Annotated in this window: 17 protein-coding genes, 1 tRNA gene and 1 pseudogene; 11 read left to right on the top strand and 8 right to left on the bottom strand. The window is 66.3% G+C overall.

Annotated elements, in window-relative coordinates; all coding sequences use genetic code 11:
* Positions 1 to 10 precede the first annotated feature (10 nt).
* The gene (locus ACBY01_RS07180) at positions 11 to 472 is read left to right on the top strand and encodes a hypothetical protein (RefSeq protein WP_416460120.1); all 462 of its coding nucleotides are present in this window, start codon (positions 11 to 13) and stop codon (positions 470 to 472) included.
* On the top strand, positions 432 to 971 hold the full coding sequence (locus tag ACBY01_RS07185; protein ID WP_416460121.1) for a hypothetical protein: 540 nt from the start codon (positions 432 to 434) through the stop codon (positions 969 to 971). The genes ACBY01_RS07180 and ACBY01_RS07185 overlap by 41 nt, the downstream gene beginning before the upstream one ends.
* Positions 972 to 1,059: 88 nt before the next feature.
* Here the strand turns inward: ACBY01_RS07185 and ACBY01_RS07190 are convergent, their stop codons facing one another.
* The 5 genes from ACBY01_RS07190 to ACBY01_RS07210 form a co-directional block, all read right to left on the bottom strand.
* A complete protein-coding gene (locus tag ACBY01_RS07190) occupies positions 1,060 to 1,590 on the bottom strand; it encodes a hypothetical protein (RefSeq protein WP_416460122.1) in 531 nt (176 codons plus the stop codon).
* 50 nt (positions 1,591 to 1,640) lie between these two features.
* Positions 1,641 to 2,132 carry a DUF4411 family protein gene (locus tag ACBY01_RS07195; protein ID WP_416460123.1) on the bottom strand — a complete coding sequence of 164 codons (492 nt, stop codon included), beginning with the start codon at positions 2,130 to 2,132 and terminating at the stop codon, positions 1,641 to 1,643.
* Positions 2,132 to 3,331: an ImmA/IrrE family metallo-endopeptidase gene (locus ACBY01_RS07200; RefSeq protein WP_416460124.1), complete on the bottom strand. Its 1,200-nt coding sequence runs from the start codon at positions 3,329 to 3,331 to the stop codon at positions 2,132 to 2,134. Before ACBY01_RS07200 ends, ACBY01_RS07195 begins: the two co-directional genes overlap by 1 nt.
* 68 nt (positions 3,332 to 3,399) lie before the next feature.
* A complete protein-coding gene (locus ACBY01_RS07205) occupies positions 3,400 to 3,954 on the bottom strand; it encodes a hypothetical protein (RefSeq protein ID WP_416460125.1) in 555 nt (184 codons plus the stop codon).
* Positions 3,951 to 4,661: a hypothetical protein gene (locus ACBY01_RS07210; RefSeq protein WP_416460126.1), complete on the bottom strand. Its 711-nt coding sequence runs from the start codon at positions 4,659 to 4,661 to the stop codon at positions 3,951 to 3,953. Before ACBY01_RS07210 ends, ACBY01_RS07205 begins: the two co-directional genes overlap by 4 nt.
* Before the next feature lie 346 nt (positions 4,662 to 5,007).
* On the opposite strand from ACBY01_RS07210, the gene ACBY01_RS07215 reads away from it, so the two are divergent.
* From ACBY01_RS07215 to ACBY01_RS07245, 7 genes and pseudogenes are all read left to right on the top strand, one after another.
* On the top strand, positions 5,008 to 5,865 hold the full coding sequence (locus ACBY01_RS07215) for a hypothetical protein (RefSeq protein ID WP_416460127.1): 858 nt from the start codon (positions 5,008 to 5,010) through the stop codon (positions 5,863 to 5,865).
* A gap of 488 nt (positions 5,866 to 6,353) precedes the next feature.
* Positions 6,354 to 6,536, top strand: coding sequence for an HNH endonuclease (locus ACBY01_RS07220; protein WP_416460128.1), 183 nt, complete (start codon positions 6,354 to 6,356; stop codon positions 6,534 to 6,536).
* Between the two features lie 150 nt (positions 6,537 to 6,686).
* Complete coding sequence (locus ACBY01_RS07225) at positions 6,687 to 7,109, top strand: hypothetical protein (protein WP_416460129.1); 423 nt, start codon at positions 6,687 to 6,689, stop codon at positions 7,107 to 7,109.
* Positions 7,057 to 8,442: pseudogene (locus tag ACBY01_RS07230) on the top strand (terminase large subunit); the annotation flags it as partial. The gene ACBY01_RS07225 and the pseudogene ACBY01_RS07230, both read left to right, overlap by 53 nt.
* A gap of 55 nt (positions 8,443 to 8,497) precedes the next feature.
* On the top strand, positions 8,498 to 9,613 hold the full coding sequence (locus tag ACBY01_RS07235) for a phage portal protein (protein WP_416460130.1): 1,116 nt from the start codon (positions 8,498 to 8,500) through the stop codon (positions 9,611 to 9,613).
* Entirely contained in the window at positions 9,613 to 10,329 is a 717-nt protein-coding gene (locus ACBY01_RS07240; RefSeq protein ID WP_416460152.1) for an HK97 family phage prohead protease, read from the top strand. Before ACBY01_RS07235 ends, ACBY01_RS07240 begins: the two co-directional genes overlap by 1 nt.
* Before the next feature lie 11 nt (positions 10,330 to 10,340).
* Positions 10,341 to 11,651, top strand: a complete 1,311-nt coding sequence (locus ACBY01_RS07245; RefSeq protein ID WP_416460131.1) for a phage major capsid protein — start codon at positions 10,341 to 10,343, stop codon at positions 11,649 to 11,651.
* On the opposite strand, the gene ACBY01_RS07250 is transcribed toward ACBY01_RS07245, so the two are convergent.
* Together ACBY01_RS07250 and hspQ are read right to left on the bottom strand one after the other, a co-directional pair.
* Positions 11,545 to 11,880 (bottom strand): Arm DNA-binding domain-containing protein, encoded by a 336-nt coding sequence (locus ACBY01_RS07250; RefSeq protein ID WP_416460132.1) that lies wholly within the window; start codon positions 11,878 to 11,880, stop codon positions 11,545 to 11,547. The genes ACBY01_RS07245 and ACBY01_RS07250 overlap by 107 nt on opposite strands.
* A 238-nt stretch (positions 11,881 to 12,118) precedes the next feature.
* On the bottom strand, positions 12,119 to 12,499 hold the full coding sequence (gene hspQ, locus ACBY01_RS07255) for a heat shock protein HspQ (protein WP_416460133.1): 381 nt from the start codon (positions 12,497 to 12,499) through the stop codon (positions 12,119 to 12,121).
* Between the two features lie 131 nt (positions 12,500 to 12,630).
* Here hspQ and ACBY01_RS07260 point away from each other — a divergent pair.
* Positions 12,631 to 12,720: transfer RNA gene (locus ACBY01_RS07260), tRNA-Ser, on the top strand.
* Positions 12,721 to 12,790: 70 nt separating this feature from the next.
* Here ACBY01_RS07260 and ACBY01_RS07265 read toward each other — a convergent pair.
* Positions 12,791 to 13,396, bottom strand: coding sequence for a TetR/AcrR family transcriptional regulator (locus tag ACBY01_RS07265; protein WP_416460134.1), 606 nt, complete (start codon positions 13,394 to 13,396; stop codon positions 12,791 to 12,793).
* A gap of 96 nt (positions 13,397 to 13,492) precedes the next feature.
* Here ACBY01_RS07265 and ACBY01_RS07270 point away from each other — a divergent pair, with 96 nt between their 5' ends.
* Positions 13,493 to 17,044 (top strand): acyl-[ACP]--phospholipid O-acyltransferase, encoded by a 3,552-nt coding sequence (locus tag ACBY01_RS07270; protein WP_416460135.1) that lies wholly within the window; start codon positions 13,493 to 13,495, stop codon positions 17,042 to 17,044.
* Positions 17,045 to 17,049: the final 5 nt, after the last annotated feature.

A 17,049-nucleotide genomic window follows, 5' to 3' on the forward strand; every position in this document is an offset into this window, starting at 1 on the left:
TGGAGTGAAAATGGAAGCGAAAATCGTCCGAGATCCGGAGTTTGCGGATCAGTATCGGGTGGTTTTTTACGCACCCGAAGGAACCGTCACGACCGATTCGACGCGCAATGGAATCGTGCGATGCGATGCCGCCGGCACGCTTTTCGTCACGTGTGAAGCCAAGGCCGATTTGCTAGATGAAGTCGAGGGCTTTTGGACAAAAGTGAAAGGCGCCTACCTTGAGGGATGTGATGTCTTTCCGGTTGGCGACAAGCGCGGTGCCGAGATTCGCGGCGCATTGAGCATAATCGATGGGTTCATCGATCCGATGGGATACACAAAGAGGTCCATCCATAAATCGCTCGTAGCTGGCAAAGACAAGTCGAAGTGCATGTACGTGACGCATTACTGTCGCGAAGGTGGCAAGATACTGGGACATAAGGGGCGAATCGTTGAGCGACGACGTAGAAAAACCGAGCGAGTCCCCGGCTGAACGATCCCTTCCGACGATCTACGTTAAGAACGAGGCCGGCGAGTACGTTCCGCTTGAAATGGAAGCTGTGCCCGGTAACGCGCCCAGAGCGACACCTGCGGGTATGGTCATCGTAGGACGCAGCGAACGCCTCCAGACCTCGTTCACGGGCCCAGTTGCGGCACCTGAGACCATCGAAGGGTACGAAAAATTTTATCCAGGTGCCGGAAAACTGCTTATCGATGAGCATATTGCCGATAAACGACACGCTCGCGATATCGAAACACAGGAGGTTTCGAACGAAAAGTGGGGCGTGGTGCGGGGCCAAGTGCTGTCGTTCTTACTCATGGGCGGCACTATCGCGGGATCTGTCGCTTGCGCCTTGACCGAACACACCGCCGCGGCCGTCGCGCTAGCATCAGCGCCGGTCTTGTCGGCACTCGGTCGGATACTCGGTCGTGGCTCTGCCGGTACAGACGCGGCACCGACAAACGTACCAGCTATCAGCGATGAGTCCTGATCGCTGCAAGGACCGTAGCGGCAATCAGGCTCGTGTCGACCAGCAGATGACCGGTGGGCGTCCCCGGCTCATCTACTACGGCCAGTGATCAGCGACGGGCGTCGTCGTCCGGCCGGAAGCCGAGCGCCGCCGGCATGGTGACGTTCACCAGCTTGTCCAGTGCAGCCATGGTCTCGATCAACTGCTTCGGCGTCGGTCCGTCCGCCATGAAGCTGCAGATGCCCTGCGCCATCTCGCCGATCTCGATGTGGACGTCCGCGTCGGGGATGATGGCGCGATAGGCCTCGACCAGCCGCCCCAAGAAGCGCTCCACGTTGTCGATGGCATCACCGTGAGCCACAGAGTTGCGTAGGTCGTTGAAGCGCCTCAGCACCATGTGCAGCTTCGCCCCAGCCTCTTCGTCCCCTTCCCACACGGCCGCCAACACGTCGATTTTCTGACCGAACCCGAAATGCCGGATCCGTTCAGCGCGCGGCATCAGTCCGCCTAGGACGACATCGATCTCCCGCTCGAGCGCCGCATGGAAAGTGAGGATGACGGCCGCACGCTGATCGACGGTCGCCTCCGCCTGAGCCATGCGGTGGATGCCCGCGAACGCGTCATAATCGACCTTCGCCATCGCTGGTCCCTGCAATTCGCTACTAGGCTACCGCTTATTCTTCAGCTGGATCAGAGGAGGTCCCAAGCGGTTGTGAAGTCGAGTTCGTTGATGAACTCGATTGGGGAGCGCCAGGCGACACCGCAGTCGTTGCAGATGTCCGGTACCTTGCGGTTCGCCGCCTGCTTCTTCGGGCTCGACACCTCAGCTGTGACGACGAGACGGTCGTCGTGGCCAAGCGCAGCTGCAACTAGAAACGGGTCCTGTCCGATCTTAATGACGTCGGCGTCGCTTAGTCCGGCGCCGTAGGCTGCCAACACGATCTGTACCTTTGCCGCGTCAGCATCCTCGGCGAGTCGCAAGGCCTTCTTGTGTTCGGCGTTCTTCATCCATGCTGCCAGCTCGTCGGTCCCACCTTCGACCTCGGCATAGATCTCGGGCGGCATTTTCACCACGCCGGCGGCCGCGTGATGGAGGATCCAGCGCCAGAACTCTGGAACACGGTTCAGCGCATACCAGGTGCGGTGGGCGCTGATCAGCGCATTGGCATCGAGCAGATACATCAGGCGAGCGCTCTCCGGGGCTCGGCCAGCAGGGGGTAGACAGCCATCGGCTTCACGCCCAGCATGCGCGCAGCGCGGGTCGGGGTCAGCGACCCATCCGCAATGCCCTGCCGCGCTACCGACAGCAGCGCAGGTCCAAGACGATGACGCCGAATGCGGTACCAATCAGGCCCGCCCGGCGTCGCGCGGTTCTTTTCCTTTTCCCTCGCCTTGCGGGCGAGCCACTCGTCGCGGAACTGATCGCGAAGCCCTTCCCATCGTTCCGTCGTCAGACGACCGGCGCTGAAGAGTTGGTAGGCGATCATCGATCGGCTGACCCGCGCGCGATTGGCGAGTGCGTCGATCTGAGTCACGTCGCTCGCATCGCCACTGAGCGGCAGGTCGGCGATCTCCGCAGGTGCGATCAGCACCGCCGCAGCGGTGTCGTTGCACAGGCGCTCAATTGCACCTTGAGGCGCTCCACCGCTGACGCCCGTTTCCCCGAGGAGCAGGTGAGCGAGTTCGTGTAACAACGTGAAAGACCACGCCGCCTTCGCATCCTGATCATTCACGACGATGAAGGGCGCAAGCGGATCGGCGATGGCGAAGCCGCGGAAAACGCTGACGTCGATCGCGGTCGACCAGTGGCCGCAGTCCCCAGCGAGCAGCACGAAGACGCCTTTTGCTTCCACAATGGCCCGCAGGTACGCGAACGCCTCCTCTGCCGAGGCGCGTGCCCGGAACTCAGCCTGGCTGAATCCGATCGCTGTAACGAGAGCATCGTGCAAACGACCGGCGTCGCGCTCTCCCGGTCGCGACCCGACGAAGGCAACGGCAGCAGCGTCCTCATCGTCCTCTAGTGCGTCACGGACAAGCGACTGCCGAGCTTTCACGTCACGCAGCAATGCCGCCAGCAGCACATTCGAAGGATCCCCGCGATCCGGCAGCGTTCTAAAGTCCTGACCAAGCTCAGCGGGCGCGGGTACAGCCGGCATGTAGAACGTCAGCAGCGGACGCTGATATCGTTGCGCCATCTTGCGCAGTTGCGCCGCCGTAGGCGCAGCCTCTCCAGCCTCGATAAGAGCTAAGCGCTCGCCAGCGGTCAGGCCGCGCGCGTCTCCCAAGCCGATCTTGCGTGCCGCGTCGTCGAGACCGAGACCAGCGGTCTCTCTCGCCCAGACAAGTATCTCAGGGTTTACGCCGGCCACGATAGTCACCATGCACTGCCAACGGTTAACGCGCCAGTTCCAAGCTGCGCCGCATCTGCCGTTCGGCCACAGACGTTTGACTACTCAGCGCCATCGGAAATGTCGTCAAACTCGCGATCGAACCCAAGCGCTTTCGCTACGAAGCGGGGAATCAAGAACCGCCGCCATTCGTCGGGTTGCAGGACGTAAGCCGGTACAGGCAGCGGTGCCCCTTCCATACCGTTCGCGGCAGCGCCAAGGCAGAGCGCGACGACGCGGTGAGCGCCATCCAGAATTTGATCGTTACCAGGTCCTGCAGCACCAATTCCGATTATGATGGGGTGATACTGCGTTCGGATCGTGTGGTCCTGGATGCGGTTCGGGTCTACCGCGCCCGTCGCGATCAGCCGTTCCGCGCGGTCCCATGGCAATGGGGTGATCACTTCCTGGGCATTCTCCAATGCCCATGCGCGCATGGAAAAAATGTCGAAGTAGGTATGATCCTCCGGGGTCTTGCCTTCCAACCGGTATACTTCGGTGGCGGCTCTTGAGCCGCTAGCCAGCATGTTTCGTCTTATCCGCCGCATCGACGGGTGATTCCACGCGCGCTGATCCACGGATTTCTTGGCTTTGCGCCGTTCGTACCGCGTGCTCATTGGCCTGCGACCTCCATGAAGTCGGAGGGGAGGGAGATCGGCTTGTAGACGGCACGCTTCTTCTCGCCCAGTTGCCACAGCACGTCGATCGTCTGCAGATAGGTTACCACCAATTCCTGGCTGTCGTTGATGATGCCGGTCGGATCGGTCCGGCCTTCGCGGTTCGCAGGATCGCGATGGAAGCGCCCGAAGTCCGCGGTCCACACGTCGCATTCGTCCGCGTTCTCAGCCAGCTCCTTTACGACCTCGTACCAGTCCCCCCGTTCGACCGTCGGATCGACGTCCGACCAGAGAAGGATAGTCACCACGCCCTTGCGTTCGCCGATGAAGACGATCGGCCACAACAGCCCGTGCGTGTGAAGCCGTTCGACAAAGGACACTATCCGGGTGTCGTGGTCCTCGTCCCACACGACGGCGAAATCGTGGAAGCGACCGCTGTCACGGAAGTCGCCGTCCAGTTCTCGCCATTCGATGCTGCGGAAGACGGAATAGTGGGTTCCGCGCCCTAAGTCGCCGACCGGCTGGGCCTGATCGTACAGGCACGGCAGAAACTGGGAATATACGGGTGGCGTCGTCATAGCTTGCTCCTGGTCGAGGATCATCGCGGCTTTCGACCGCTGCGCCCCGGCTTTCGACCGGCGCGCACGAGCAACGTAGCGGATCATCGGCAGCACCGCACGCCAGATTCGCCCCTGAAAGTTCGCCACCAGAAGCGTTGAGAGAAGCCCTTTCGTCAAACTTTCGTCAGCGTTTTCTCAACGCCGTTTTTGGCTGAAATGCGTCGGTTTAGGGCTTTTCTCATTACTCAACATCAATCAATCTCTCTCAACTATCAGGTGCGCGCGCGACCCTATGCCTCCCCTGATATTCAACGGATCGCTTGAGAAATTGAGAAAAGGCCGGCGGGCGCGGATTTCCGCCATTCCCGGCGTTGAGTGAAGGCATGCGAAAAGCCTTGAGGTTGAGAAAAGCCGGTAGCCCCTCGCGCGCCGATCGCCCGAACGCTATACCGTCCGCCTGACCGCGCGGCTTGCCCTTATGGGGCAGGCATCCATGGCATCTCGAAAAGGCGGGCGAGGGAAATCACGGAACACGACCACCGGTGCGAAGAAGCCGCGGGTCATCAAGGAGCCGATCGAGCAGCCGACGCCGGAGCTGGCGGCGCGGGTGACGTTCGACCTGATCACGATCAAGGACGAGATGGGCAAGGCGCTGGGGCGGGGATACCGCCGCCGGCCGCTGTTCGAGACGATGCGGACCAAGGGCGCGATCAGCCCCGACGAGGTGGACGCCCTGCGTTTCTACCGGACCGCGCACGACCGCTGCGAGTACAGTCCGATGAAGTCCTGCCTGAACGTCGAGAACGGTGGCGGTGGCTTCTCGGCCGCACAGGTCGCGTTCGTCAGCACGCCGTCTGTCCTAGCCGCGCGGCGCAACCTGCGCCTGTGCGAGGCACGGCTTGGGCATAGCCTGGCGACCATGCGCGCCATCGCGCTGGACGATCGGTCGTTCTCCGAACTGGCGATGCACCGATATGGCTGCCGGGAGAAGGACGGGAAGGTGCTACCCCGGTCAGGTCGGGACCGCGCTCGAATCAAGGACGAGTTCCAGGCCGGGCTACTGACCCTCACCGACATCGTCCGCTCGCTCACCACGCGAGCCGGTGTGGAGGAAATCTGGGTGTTCCCCGAAGAGAACGGCACCGCCACGATCCGGCGCGGCCTGGTGGCGCCAGCGCGCACGTACCGGTGCTGGGGGGACAGCGAGAAGCTGGACACGATCATGACCGACCTGCGGAAGCGATGGGGCGGGCAGCTACGGTTCGCCACGCCGCAGGCCGCCCGCGGCGCGCTGGACGAGGCGGATGCCGGTCGCCTCGGTCGCCTGCTGCCGGATGAGCTGGCGGCGTGAATAGTGCATATTGCGCGGGGGCAACGGATGTGTCATACCCATCGCAATGGTTTCGCGCGTCCCTACCGGGATGCGCCGACGCAACAAGGTTGAAACGCGGGTTCGAATCCCGTCCGGGCTACCACGGCCCGGTCGTCTAGCGGTCAGGACGCTTCCCTTGCGATCAACATAAAGCCCGCCCTCATCGGCGGGCTTTTTCGTAACACCCACGGCACCATGCACACCCGACCACGGCGGCGGGTGAGAGGCGGTCCCTCGCTCCATGCGCAAGCCGGGCCAGTGGGTTTGGGTGTACGACCGGAAAGCGACCGAACGCCGCAACATCGGGAGGCAGCATGCCTAGCCGACCGACGAACATGAGGACCGGTCCAGGCGCGCCGTCATTCAGGCGACCATGGCAGACCGTCAGCGGGGCATCGCAGGACCGCATCCGCGGGCGTCGCGGACAAACGATTCGCTCGGACTTCTTGTCCCGACATCCGCTTTGCGTGGCGTGCGAGAAGGCGGGCCGGGTCACGCCGGCCACCATCGTCGATCACGTCCTGGCATTAGCCGAAGGCGGTGCGGACGACGACGGCAACAGGCAGGCGCTGTGCAAGCGTCATCACGACGCGAAGTCAGCCGCGGAAGCAGCGCGTGGTCGCGCCCGCCGCCGCCTCCAACGCTCGTGACCTACCACGCAACAATATTGCGCCTCAACGCATCAAACGAACCCCGGAGGGGGTGGGTCGAAAGTCGGGGAGCGAAGCCGGGACACCGGTGAACAGGGGCCTTTTTTCTGCGCGCCCGAATTAAACTTCGGGGCCAAATAGGATTTCAGGATGCAGCGAGGCCGCAAGGCGGACACGCCCGGGGCCAAGGAGGCGCGCGGCACGCTCCGCCCCTTTCGCGACGCGGGCAAGACCGAGATCATCGTTCCCGGCCTGCCGCCGGTCCAGCCCGACTACCTGACCGCGGAGGCGATCGACGTCTGGCACGAGGTGCTGCCGCGGGCGATGGCCACCGGCGTCACCGAGATCGATAGCGCGATGTTCGCGCGGTACTGCTCGCTCGAGGCGCTGGTCCGGAAGGCCTTCAACGCTGGGGACGTGCCGCCGCCCGCCGCGTACCTGACCGTGCTTCGTCAGCACGAGGAGCTGCTCCGGATCGCCGGACCCAAGAGCCGCGTCGCCGGCGGGAGCAAGAACGCGAATGACGGCACGAACGGCAACCCGTTCGCGCGGAACGGACACCGGGCACGCTAGGGACTATGCCGCGGTGGCGCTGGCCTATGCCAAGCGCGCGGCGGCCGACAAGAAGCAGGTCCGGCACTGCAAGTGGGTGCGGCTCGCCGCGCAGCGCCATCTCGACGACCTGAAGCGCCAACGGTCGAAGGACTGGGGGTACCGGTTTGACGCGTGGCACGCGAACGACGTCTGCGACGTCTTAGAGAAGCTGCCCCACGTCGAAGGGCAGTGGGACACGCCGACCATCCGCCTGGAGCCGTTCCAGGTGTTCATCCTCGCGGTCGTGTTCGGCTGGCGGGTCAAGGCAACGGGGCTGCGACGGTTCACCGTCGTCTACGAGGAGGTAGCCCGGAAGAACGCGAAGTCGACGAAGACCGCGGGCGTGTCGCTCTACTGCCTCGCGTGCGAGAACGAGCCGGGGCCCCAGGTGCTGACCGCGGCGACCACCTTCGACCAGGCCAAGAAGGTGTTCCACCCGGCCAAGCGCATGGTCGAAAAGACGCCCGACCTGCAGAACGCCTTCGGACTGATCGCCTGGGCCAAGTCGGTGACCTGCGAGGACAACGGCGGCTACATGCAGCCGATCCACTCGAAGTCGAAGTCGCAGGACGGCCACAACCCGCACCTGGTCACGCTCGACGAGCTGCACGCGCACAGCGACCGGGGTCTCTACGACGTGATGGTGTCGGCCTTCGGCGCGCGGCGACAGCCGTTGTTGTGGCAGATCACCACCGCAGGGTTCAACACGCACGGGATCTGCTACGAGCAGCGGACGCTGGCGACCAAGGTGCTGGAGCGGACGGTCGTCGCCGAGCACATCTTCGCGATCATCTACACGCTCGACGGGCCCAAGGACTTCGAACCTGAGCGATCGGAGGGCGACGATCCCTACGACGAGAGGAACTGGGTCAAGGCCAACCCGCTGATGGAGGCGGCGCCGACGCTGCTGGTCGAGATCCGCAAGCGCGCGATCGAGGCGAAGGCGTCCCCGGCGGCCGAGGGCAACTTCCTCACCAAGAACTTAAACAAGTGGCTGGGCGCGGCCTCCGCCTGGCTGAACGCGGCGCAGTGGCAGGCCTGCGCCGACCCGACCCTCCGGCTGCGCGACTTCGCCGGCCTCGACTGCTTCATCGGCGCCGACCTCGCCGACAAGGACGACATCACCGCGGTGGTGCTGGCGGCGATCGACGCGAGCGGCCGGCTGCTAGTGAAGCCCTGGTTCTTCCTGCCCGAGGCGGCGCTGGCGCGGGACGATCCCGCGTCGCGCCAGATCGTCGAGCTCTACCGCACGTGGAAGGACGGGCGGTGGCTGTGGACGACGCCGGGCGACTTCGTGGACCACAACCGGGTGGAGCGGCTGATCCGGCACGCGCCTAGTCGCCGGCACGATCTCGTCGCTGCCGCTGATGATCTATGTCGACGGGCCGAACGACACCCGCAAGGTGGCCAAGGCCCATCCGCTGTACACGCTGCTCCACAACAGCCCGAACGCGGACCAGTCGGCCCTCGACTTCTGGCAGTTCGTCTGCGTCTCGCTCGAGCTGTGGGGCGATGCCTTCGCCCGCATCGAGCGCGGGCGCAGCGGCAAGATCATCGCCTTGTCGCCGATCCGGCCGGAGTTGGTGAAGCCGCGGCGGACGCCGGACGGCGCAATCCGCTACCGGTACTCGGACGGCGGCAAGACCTACGACCTCGGCCAGGACGAGATGTTCCACGTCCGCGGCTTCGGCGGTGCGGCGCTGGGCGGCATGTCGACCCTGTCGTTCGGCCGGCAGTCGTTCGGGCTGGCGCTGGCGACCGAGGAGGCCTCGGCGCAGGTCTACAAGAACGGGCTTCGTCCGTCGGGCGTGCTGACGACCAAGGACAGCGCCACGCTGAAGAAGGATCAGCGGGACGACATCTACGAGCACGTCGTCGGGCGGTTCGGGGGTGAGAACAACGGCAAGCCGCTCGTGCTTGAGGCTGGGCTCGGCTGGCAGTCGATCGCGATCAGCCCCGTCGACGGGCAGATGATCCAAAGCCGACAGTTTTCGGTGGAGGATTGCTGCCGCTGGTTCGGCGTCCCGCCGCACATGATCGGCCACACGTCGAACAGCACCAGCTGGGGGACCGGGCTCGAGCAGCAGACGCTCGGCTTCCTGATCTTCACCCTGCGTGAGCGTCTTAAGCGCATCGAGCAGGCGATCATGAAGCAGCTGCTCACCGCGGCCGAACGCCTGACGGTCACCGTCGAGTTCAATTTCGAGGGGCTGCTGCGCGCCGACAGCGCCGCGCGCGCCGCCTTCTACTCGTCCATGGTGCAGAACGGCATCATGACCCGCAACGAGGTCCGCCGACTCGAGAACCTGCCGCCGCTCGACGGCGGCGATGAGCTGACGATCCAGTCCAACATGATCCCGGCATCGAAGCTGGGCGAGGTCACCAGCGGCAGCGGCGAGGCGGCGCGCCGGTCCATCATGGACTGGCTGTTCCCCGAGGGCGCCCCCGGCCTGGCGCCGGCGAAGCAGAAGGAAGACGCGTGATGCTGATCCACCACAAGCATGGCCAGCTGAAGGTCCGCGACTTCAGCCTGTCGATCAAGGCGAGCGACGTCGCCGACGACGGCAGCTTCTCGGGCTACGGATCGGTGTTCGGCGTCACCGACAGCTACGGCGAGATCGTCGCGCCCGGTGCGTTCGCGGAGAGCCTCGCCGACCTCAACGCCAAGGGCCGCACCGTCCCCGTGCTGTGGCAGCACCGCTCGTCCGAACCGATCGGCGTCTACGACCTACTCGAGGAGGACAGCCGCGGGCTCAAAGTGAAGGGCCAGCTGATCATCGGCGATGGCACACCGAAGAACCCCGGCGTCCGCCAGGCGCAGGAGGCACACGCGCTGCTGAAGGCCGGCGCCGTGTCGGGGCTGTCGATCGGCTACTGGGTTCGCGAGGCGAGCTACGACGAGAAGACCGGGATCCGCACGCTGAAGAAGCTCGACCTGGTCGAGGTCAGCCTCGTCACCTTCCCCGCCAACGACGACGCCCGCGTCGAGGCGGTCAAGTTCAAACTGGAGCGCGGGCAGCTCCCCACCAAATCCGAGTTCGAGAAGGCACTGCGCGAGGCTTTCCCTTTCTCGAAATCGCAGGCCGCGGCGATCGCCAGCCACGGCCTAGACCACCTGCTCCGGAGCGAGTCCGCGGGCGCCGGCGACCTGAAGTCCATTTCCGACGTCATCGCAGGCTTCGACCTGCCCAAGTTCTGAAGGAACATCCGATGAAGCACCCGAACATCCTTGCCGCGTCGTCCGCGGCGGCTCTCGCCATGGGCGCGACCGTCGCGCCCGCGTTCTGCCAGCCCGAGTTCGGCCGAAAGGACGGCGGCGGGGAACCCGACATCAAGCAGCTGTCGCGCGACCTGAAGGCCGCGACCGACAAGGTGAAGGAGTTCGCCGAGGACGCCAAGGGTCGGCTCGAGAAGGGCGAGCAGCTGTCGCAGAAGGCCAAGGAGGCCGCCGACGAGGCGCTCGTCAAGTTCAACGAGCTGTCGGCGACCATGGGCGAGATCGAGCAGAAGCTCGCCCGCCGCGGCGGCGGCGACGACGCCGAGCGCAAGTCGATGGGCCAGCGGTTCGTCGAGGACGAAGGCGTGAAGACCTTCATGCAGCGCCCGCCGTCGAAGGGCGGCGTCAGCGTCGAGGTGAAGGCGATCACCAGCGTCACCACCGACACCAACGGTGCCGCTGGCGACCTGATCGTGCCGGATCGTCGTGACGGCATCGTCGCGCCGCCCGAGCGCCGCATGACGGTGCGCGACCTGATCACCCCGGGCCGCACCAACTCCAACGCCATCCAGTATGTGCAGGAGACGGGCTTCACCAACGCGGCGGCGGCGGTGGCCGAGGGCTTGCTCAAGCCCGAGTCGACCATGAAATTCGACCTCAAGACCGTCCCGGTCGCGACCATCGCGCACTGGGTACAGGCGTCGAAGCAGATCCTCGCCGACGCGCCGATGCTCGCCAGCTACATCGACGGCCGGCTGCGCTACGGTCTCGCCTATGCCGAGGAGCTCCAGCTGCTCAAGGGCGACGGCACCGGGTCGAACCTGCTGGGCCTGATCCCGCAGGCGACCGCCTACGCGAACCAGGGTGGCCTAGTGCCGACGTCGATGATCGACCAGCTGCGCTACGCCATGCTGCAGGCGGTGCTGGCCGAATATCCGGCAACCGGCCATGTCCTGAACCCGATCGACTGGGCGCGCATCGAGACGTCCAAGGACGGTGATGGCCGCTACATCATCGGCAACGCAGCGGACGGCGCGCCGCCGCGGCTGTGGCGCCTGCCGGTGGTCGAGACGCCGGCGATGACGGTCGACAAGTTCCTGACCGGTGCGTTCAAGCTGGCCGCGCAGCTGTTCGACCGCGAGGACGCGAACGTCGAGCTGTCGACCGAGGACCGCGACAACTTCGTGAAGAACATGGTCAACCTGCCTTCAACGCGGCGTGGCAGTCACGTGCTGCAGCGGCGAAGGTGGGCATTTCAGGTTTGCTGCGGAGATTGGGCGCCCTTGCGTCCTCGCCCTTCTTGATGCGCTCGCGCAGCTGTGCAGCTCTTGTGCGAGCTTGCGCCAGCGAAACAGCCGGGATCGATCCCAGGCCGAAGTCTTTCCGCTTTCCTTGAAACTGCGCTCGCAGAACCCAGGAGCGGGAGCCGCTAGGGCGCACGAGAAGGTACAGACCATTTCCGTCCGCGTGACGCCCGGGCTGGGCGTTTTTTACTTCTATTGCAGTGAGCACAATATAACTCCTTCGTCCCACAGTTCTCGTCCCCAACCGGCTGGATGCAGCGCGATTGGGCGGAACAGACCGAGACGAAGCAATTTACTGTTTGTCAGCAAAAACAAAGAGATTGGTATGTCTCGGAATACTCCGGGACGCCACATTTATACCCCTCAGCTCCACCACCCCGCCGCCGCTGACGTTCTGAAGGTCGGCCGCGCTCTTTATCTCTTCATCCTCGCGAAATTACGTCGCCGCCCGCGGCGACGTGCGTCCCTCAGTGGCGATGCTCGCGGCGCAGGCGATAGCGCCCGTCGGCGAAGGCGTCGAACAGCCCGGTGATCGCGGGATGCTCCACCGGCTCGTCGCTGTCGTCGACCGTCAGGTTCTGCTGGCTGACATAGGCGACGTAGCTCGACTCCGCATTCTCGGCGAGCAGATGGTAGAAGGGCTGGTCCTTGCGCGGACGGACCTCGGCGGGGATCGCCTCGTACCATTCGTCGCTGTTGGCGAAGACCGGATCGACGTCGAACACCACGCCGCGGAAATCGAACAGCCGATGGCGCACCACGTCGCCGATCGAAAAGCGCGCGTGGACGACCGGCGGCATGGCCGGCGGCGTGTCGAGAGGATCGCGGGGTTCGGACGGTTCAACCATGCGCATTATCTAGTGGACCGGAAAAAAGGCACAAGCAGGCGCTTGCCCTCCCCAAATCTTTGCTCTAACGGCGACCGCTCGCTGACCGGCGTGGCGCTTCCTTCGGGAATGCGGGCACGCCAAACCTCTGCGGAGAGGTGCCGGAGTGGTCGATCGGGGCGGTCTCGAAAACCGTTGAGCCCGCAAGGGTTCCGAGGGTTCGAATCCCTCCCTCTCCGCCACCTTCCTACATCGTCGGATCGGGACCGGGTCGATTTCCCGGCGGTACGGGCGCGTGGCTTCGGGTGCAGCCTAGGCCCGGGGCTCGTCTGCGGCTGCGAGGGCCTCACGAACACGGTGGAGCGCTTGCTCGACGGCGTCGTCGATGCCGAGCAGGGCGAAGGTGCCGTCCAGCGCGAAGGTGCAATGGCCGTGGACCGCGGCGAGCAGCGAGCGGGCGAGGCGCGCGGCGTCCGGTTGGCGTTCGGGGGGGAGGGCGGCCGCGACCTCGACATCGACGAGCCCGATCAGCCGGCCATAGGCCGCGACATAGTCGGACGGGAGATCCGTGCCTGCTGCCGAGCGGAAGTCGTAGAGCGCGGACCACGCGTTGCGGTTCGCTGCGGCGAAGCGGAAATAGGCGCGCACCAGCGCCTCGATGCGCGCGCCGGCGGGTGCGTCGGCGAGCGCCGCCTCCAGCGCATCCGCCCAGACGGCCAGCGTGCGCGCGTTCACCGCCAGCAGCAGCCGGTCGAGCGTGCCCCAGACGTTGTAGAGCGTCCCCACCGAATAGCCGATCCGCTTGGCGACCTCCCGCGCGGAGAAGCGGGCGTAGCCGACCTCTGCCATGTGACGATGCGCCTCCGCGACGATCAGCGCCTCCAGGTCGGCGCGGCTGTGGTCGGAACGGCGGGCCATCGCGTGGGTCTCCGAAATTGAACGGCGTTCAAAATAATAATTGAGCAACGTTCAATAAGCCGCTATCATCAGGCTCGCAAGGACTGGAGAGCCGCCATGCGTTCCGATCGTTCCCCTGATGATGCCCCTGTCACCAGCCGAGCCGAGGCTCCTGACGAATCCCGCTTCGGGCACAGGACGCGATCGGCGTCCCAGCTCGGGCTGCTCGCCCGCCGGCGCTTCCTGCCGCTGTTCGCCACCCAGTTCCTGGGGGCGTTCAACGACAATCTCTACCGCTCCGCGATGCTGTTCCTGGTGTCGTTCCACCTCTACGCCGGCCAGTCGGAGCGGGCGGCGCTGGTGGCGGTGATTGCCGGCGGCGTGTTCATCCTGCCCTATTTCCTCTTCTCGTCGCTGTCGGGGCAGCTCGCCGACACGACCGACAAGGCGCGGATCGCGCGCTGGGTGAAGATCGCCGAGGTCGCGATCATGGCCGTGGGGGCGGCGGCGGTCGCCAGCGGGTCGCTCGCGCTGCTGTTCGCGACGCTGTTCGCGATGGGCACGCATTCGACGGTGTTCGGTCCGGTCAAATACGCGATCCTGCCGCAGCATCTCGCCGACCGCGAGCTGATGGGCGGCACCGGCCTGATCGAGGCGGGCACCTTCCTCGCGATCCTGTCGGGTCAGCTCGCCGGCGGGCTGCTGACTCCGGCGCAGGCGATCGTCGCGATGCTGGGCGTGGCGGGCGTCGGCGTGGTCGCCAGCCTGTTCATCCCCGCGGCGCCGCCCGCCGTCGCTGCGGCGGGCGCGCGTGTCGACGCCAATCTGGTCCGTTCGACCGCCGCCATCGTCCGCCACGCGGCAGCGCGGCGCGAGCTGTTCCTGGTGATCCTCGGCATCACCTGGTTCTTCGCGCTGGGGGCGGTGCTGACGCAGCAGTTCGTGCCGCTCGTCGGCCACCTCAATGCCGGGCCGGACGTGGGCGCGCTGTTCCTCGGGCTGTTCTCGGTCGGCGTGGCGATCGGGTCGGTGCTCGTCGGGCGGCTGCTCAAGGGGGAGATCTCGGCGCGTTACGTGCCGGTGGGCGCGCTGGTGATGGCGCTCGCGACCATCGATCTCGGCTGGACGGTGTCGCGCCTCGCCCCCGCCGCGACGACCGTCGACATCGCCGGCTTCCTGCACAGCGCGGGGAGCTGGCACCTGGTCGCCGACCTGCTCGCCATCGCGATCGCGGGCGGCGTGTTCATCGTGCCGCTCTACGCGTTGCTCCAGACGCTGGGCGATCCGGCCAACCGCTCGCGCGACGTGGCGGCGAACAACATCGTCAATGCCGCGGGCATGGTGCTGGTGTCGCTGGTGGTCGCGGGGCTGCTCGGCGCGGGCGCGGGATCGGCGGCGCTGTTCGTCACGCTGGGCGCGATCGGCCTCGTCGTCGCGCTGGTCGCCTGCGCGCTGCTGCCCGAAACCGTGTTCAAGACGGTGATCCGCGCGACGCTCCGGCTGCTCTACCGCGTCGAGCTGGTCGGGGCGGAGCACATGCCGGCGGCGGGCACCCGCGCGGTGGTGGTGGTCAATCACGTCTCCTTCCTCGACGGGCTGCTGCTCGGCGCCTTCCTGCCCGGCAAGCCGACCTTCGCCGTCCACACCCGCATCGCCGAGGCCTGGTGGGTGAAGCCGTTCCTCAAGCTGTTCGACACCTTCCCGGTCGACGCCACCAACCCGATGGCGGCCAAGGCGATGGTGAAGGCGGTGCGCGAGGGGCGGACGCTGGTGATCTTTCCCGAAGGCCGCATCACCGTCACCGGTGCGCTGATGAAGGTGTTCGACGGCCCCGGCATGGTCGCCGACAAAGCGGACGCGCCGATCGTGCCGGTGCGGATCGAGGGCGCGCAGTTCACCCCCTTCTCGCGCGTCACGGGCAAGATGCGCACCCGCTGGTTCCCGCGCATCCGGCTGACGGTGCTGCCGCCGCGCCAGCTCAGCGTGGCGGGCGAGATGAGCGCCCGCGAGCGCCGCGCGATCGCCGGCCGGCGGCTCTACGACCTGATGAGCGCGACCGCGTTCCAGACCAGCGACACCGCCCGGACGCTGTTCACCGCGCTGCTCGACGCCGCCGAACGGCACGGCCGCGACGCGCCGGTGGTGGAGGACGTCAAGCGCACGCCGCTGTCCTACGGCCGGCTGGTGACCGGCGCGCTGGCGCTCGGCCGGGTGCTGACGCGCGGCACCGCGCGCGGCGAGGCGGTCGGGCTGCTGCTCCCCAACGTCAACGGCACGGTCGCCGCGTTCTTCGCACTGCAGGCGACCGGGCGGGTGCCGGCGATGCTCAACTATACCGCGGGCGCGGCGAACATCGCCGCCGCCTGCACCGCCGCCCAGGTGCGCACGATCGTCACCGCGCGCGCCTTCGTCGAGCAGGCGAAGCTCACCGCGCTGGTCGACGCGCTCGCCGCCGAGTACCGGCTGGTGTATCTGGAGGATCTGGCGGCCGGCATCGGCACGCTTGCCAAGCTGCGCGCGCTCGTCGCCGGCCGCTTCGCGCGTGCCGCCCACAAGCGGCTGCGGATCGACCCGGACGCGCCCGGCGTGATCCTGTTCACCTCGGGCTCGGAAGGGTTGCCCAAGGGGGTGGCGCTCAGCCACCGCAACCTGCTCGCCAACTGCGCGCAGCTTGCCGCGCGGATCGACTTCAGCCCCAGCGACATCGTGCTCAACGCGCTGCCGGTGTTCCACAGCTTCGGCCTGACCGGCGGGACGCTGCTGCCGGTGCTGAACGGCATTCGCACCGTGCTCTACCCGAGCCCGCTCCACTATCGCATCGTCCCGGCGATGGCGTACGACGCCAATGCCACCATCCTGTTCGGCACCGACACGTTCCTCGCCGGCTATGCGCGGATGGCGCACCCGTACGACTTCTACAGCGTGCGCTACATCTTCGCGGGCGCCGAGAAGGTGCGCGACGCGACGCGCGCGACCTATGCCGAGCGGTTCGGGCTGCGCATCTTCGAAGGCTATGGCGCTACCGAGGCTGCGCCGGTGATCGCGGTCAACACGCCGATGCACTTCCGTGCCGGCAGCGTCGGGCGGTTGCTGCCCGGGATCGAGGCGCGGCTGGAGCCGGTGCCGGGGATCGACGACGAGGGCGGCACCGTCGGCCGGCTGTCGATCCGCGGGCCCAACGTCATGGCCGGCTATTACAAGGCCGATGCGCCGGGCACGCTGCAGCCGCCGGCGGGCGGGTGGCACGACACGGGCGACATCGTCGCGATCGACGCGGCGGGCTTCGTCACCATCCGCGGCCGTGCCAAGCGCTTCGCCAAGATCGGCGGCGAGATGATCTCGCTGCCCGCGGTCGAGGGCTATGCCGCGCGATGCTGGCCGGATGCCGACCACGCCGTCGTCACGCGCCCCGATGCGCGCAAGGGCGAGCAACTGGTGCTCTTCACCACCCACACCGGCGCGCGTGCCGGCGAGCTCGGCGCCTGGGGTCGGGCGAACGGCGTCGCCGAACTCGCGCTGCCGCGCGACGTGCGAAATGTCGCCGCGCTGCCGGTGCTGGGGACGGGCAAGACCGACTATGTCACGCTGGGCGATTGGGCGGCCGACCCCGCCGCGGCCCCGGTGGATCCGGGGACCGGCGAGGAAGAGCCCGAGGTTGCCGAGGCCTGACGGCC

Origin of the sequence: Sphingomonas mangrovi (assembly GCF_047975845.1) — a bacterium.
GTDB lineage: Bacteria > Pseudomonadota > Alphaproteobacteria > Sphingomonadales > Sphingomonadaceae > Sphingomonas.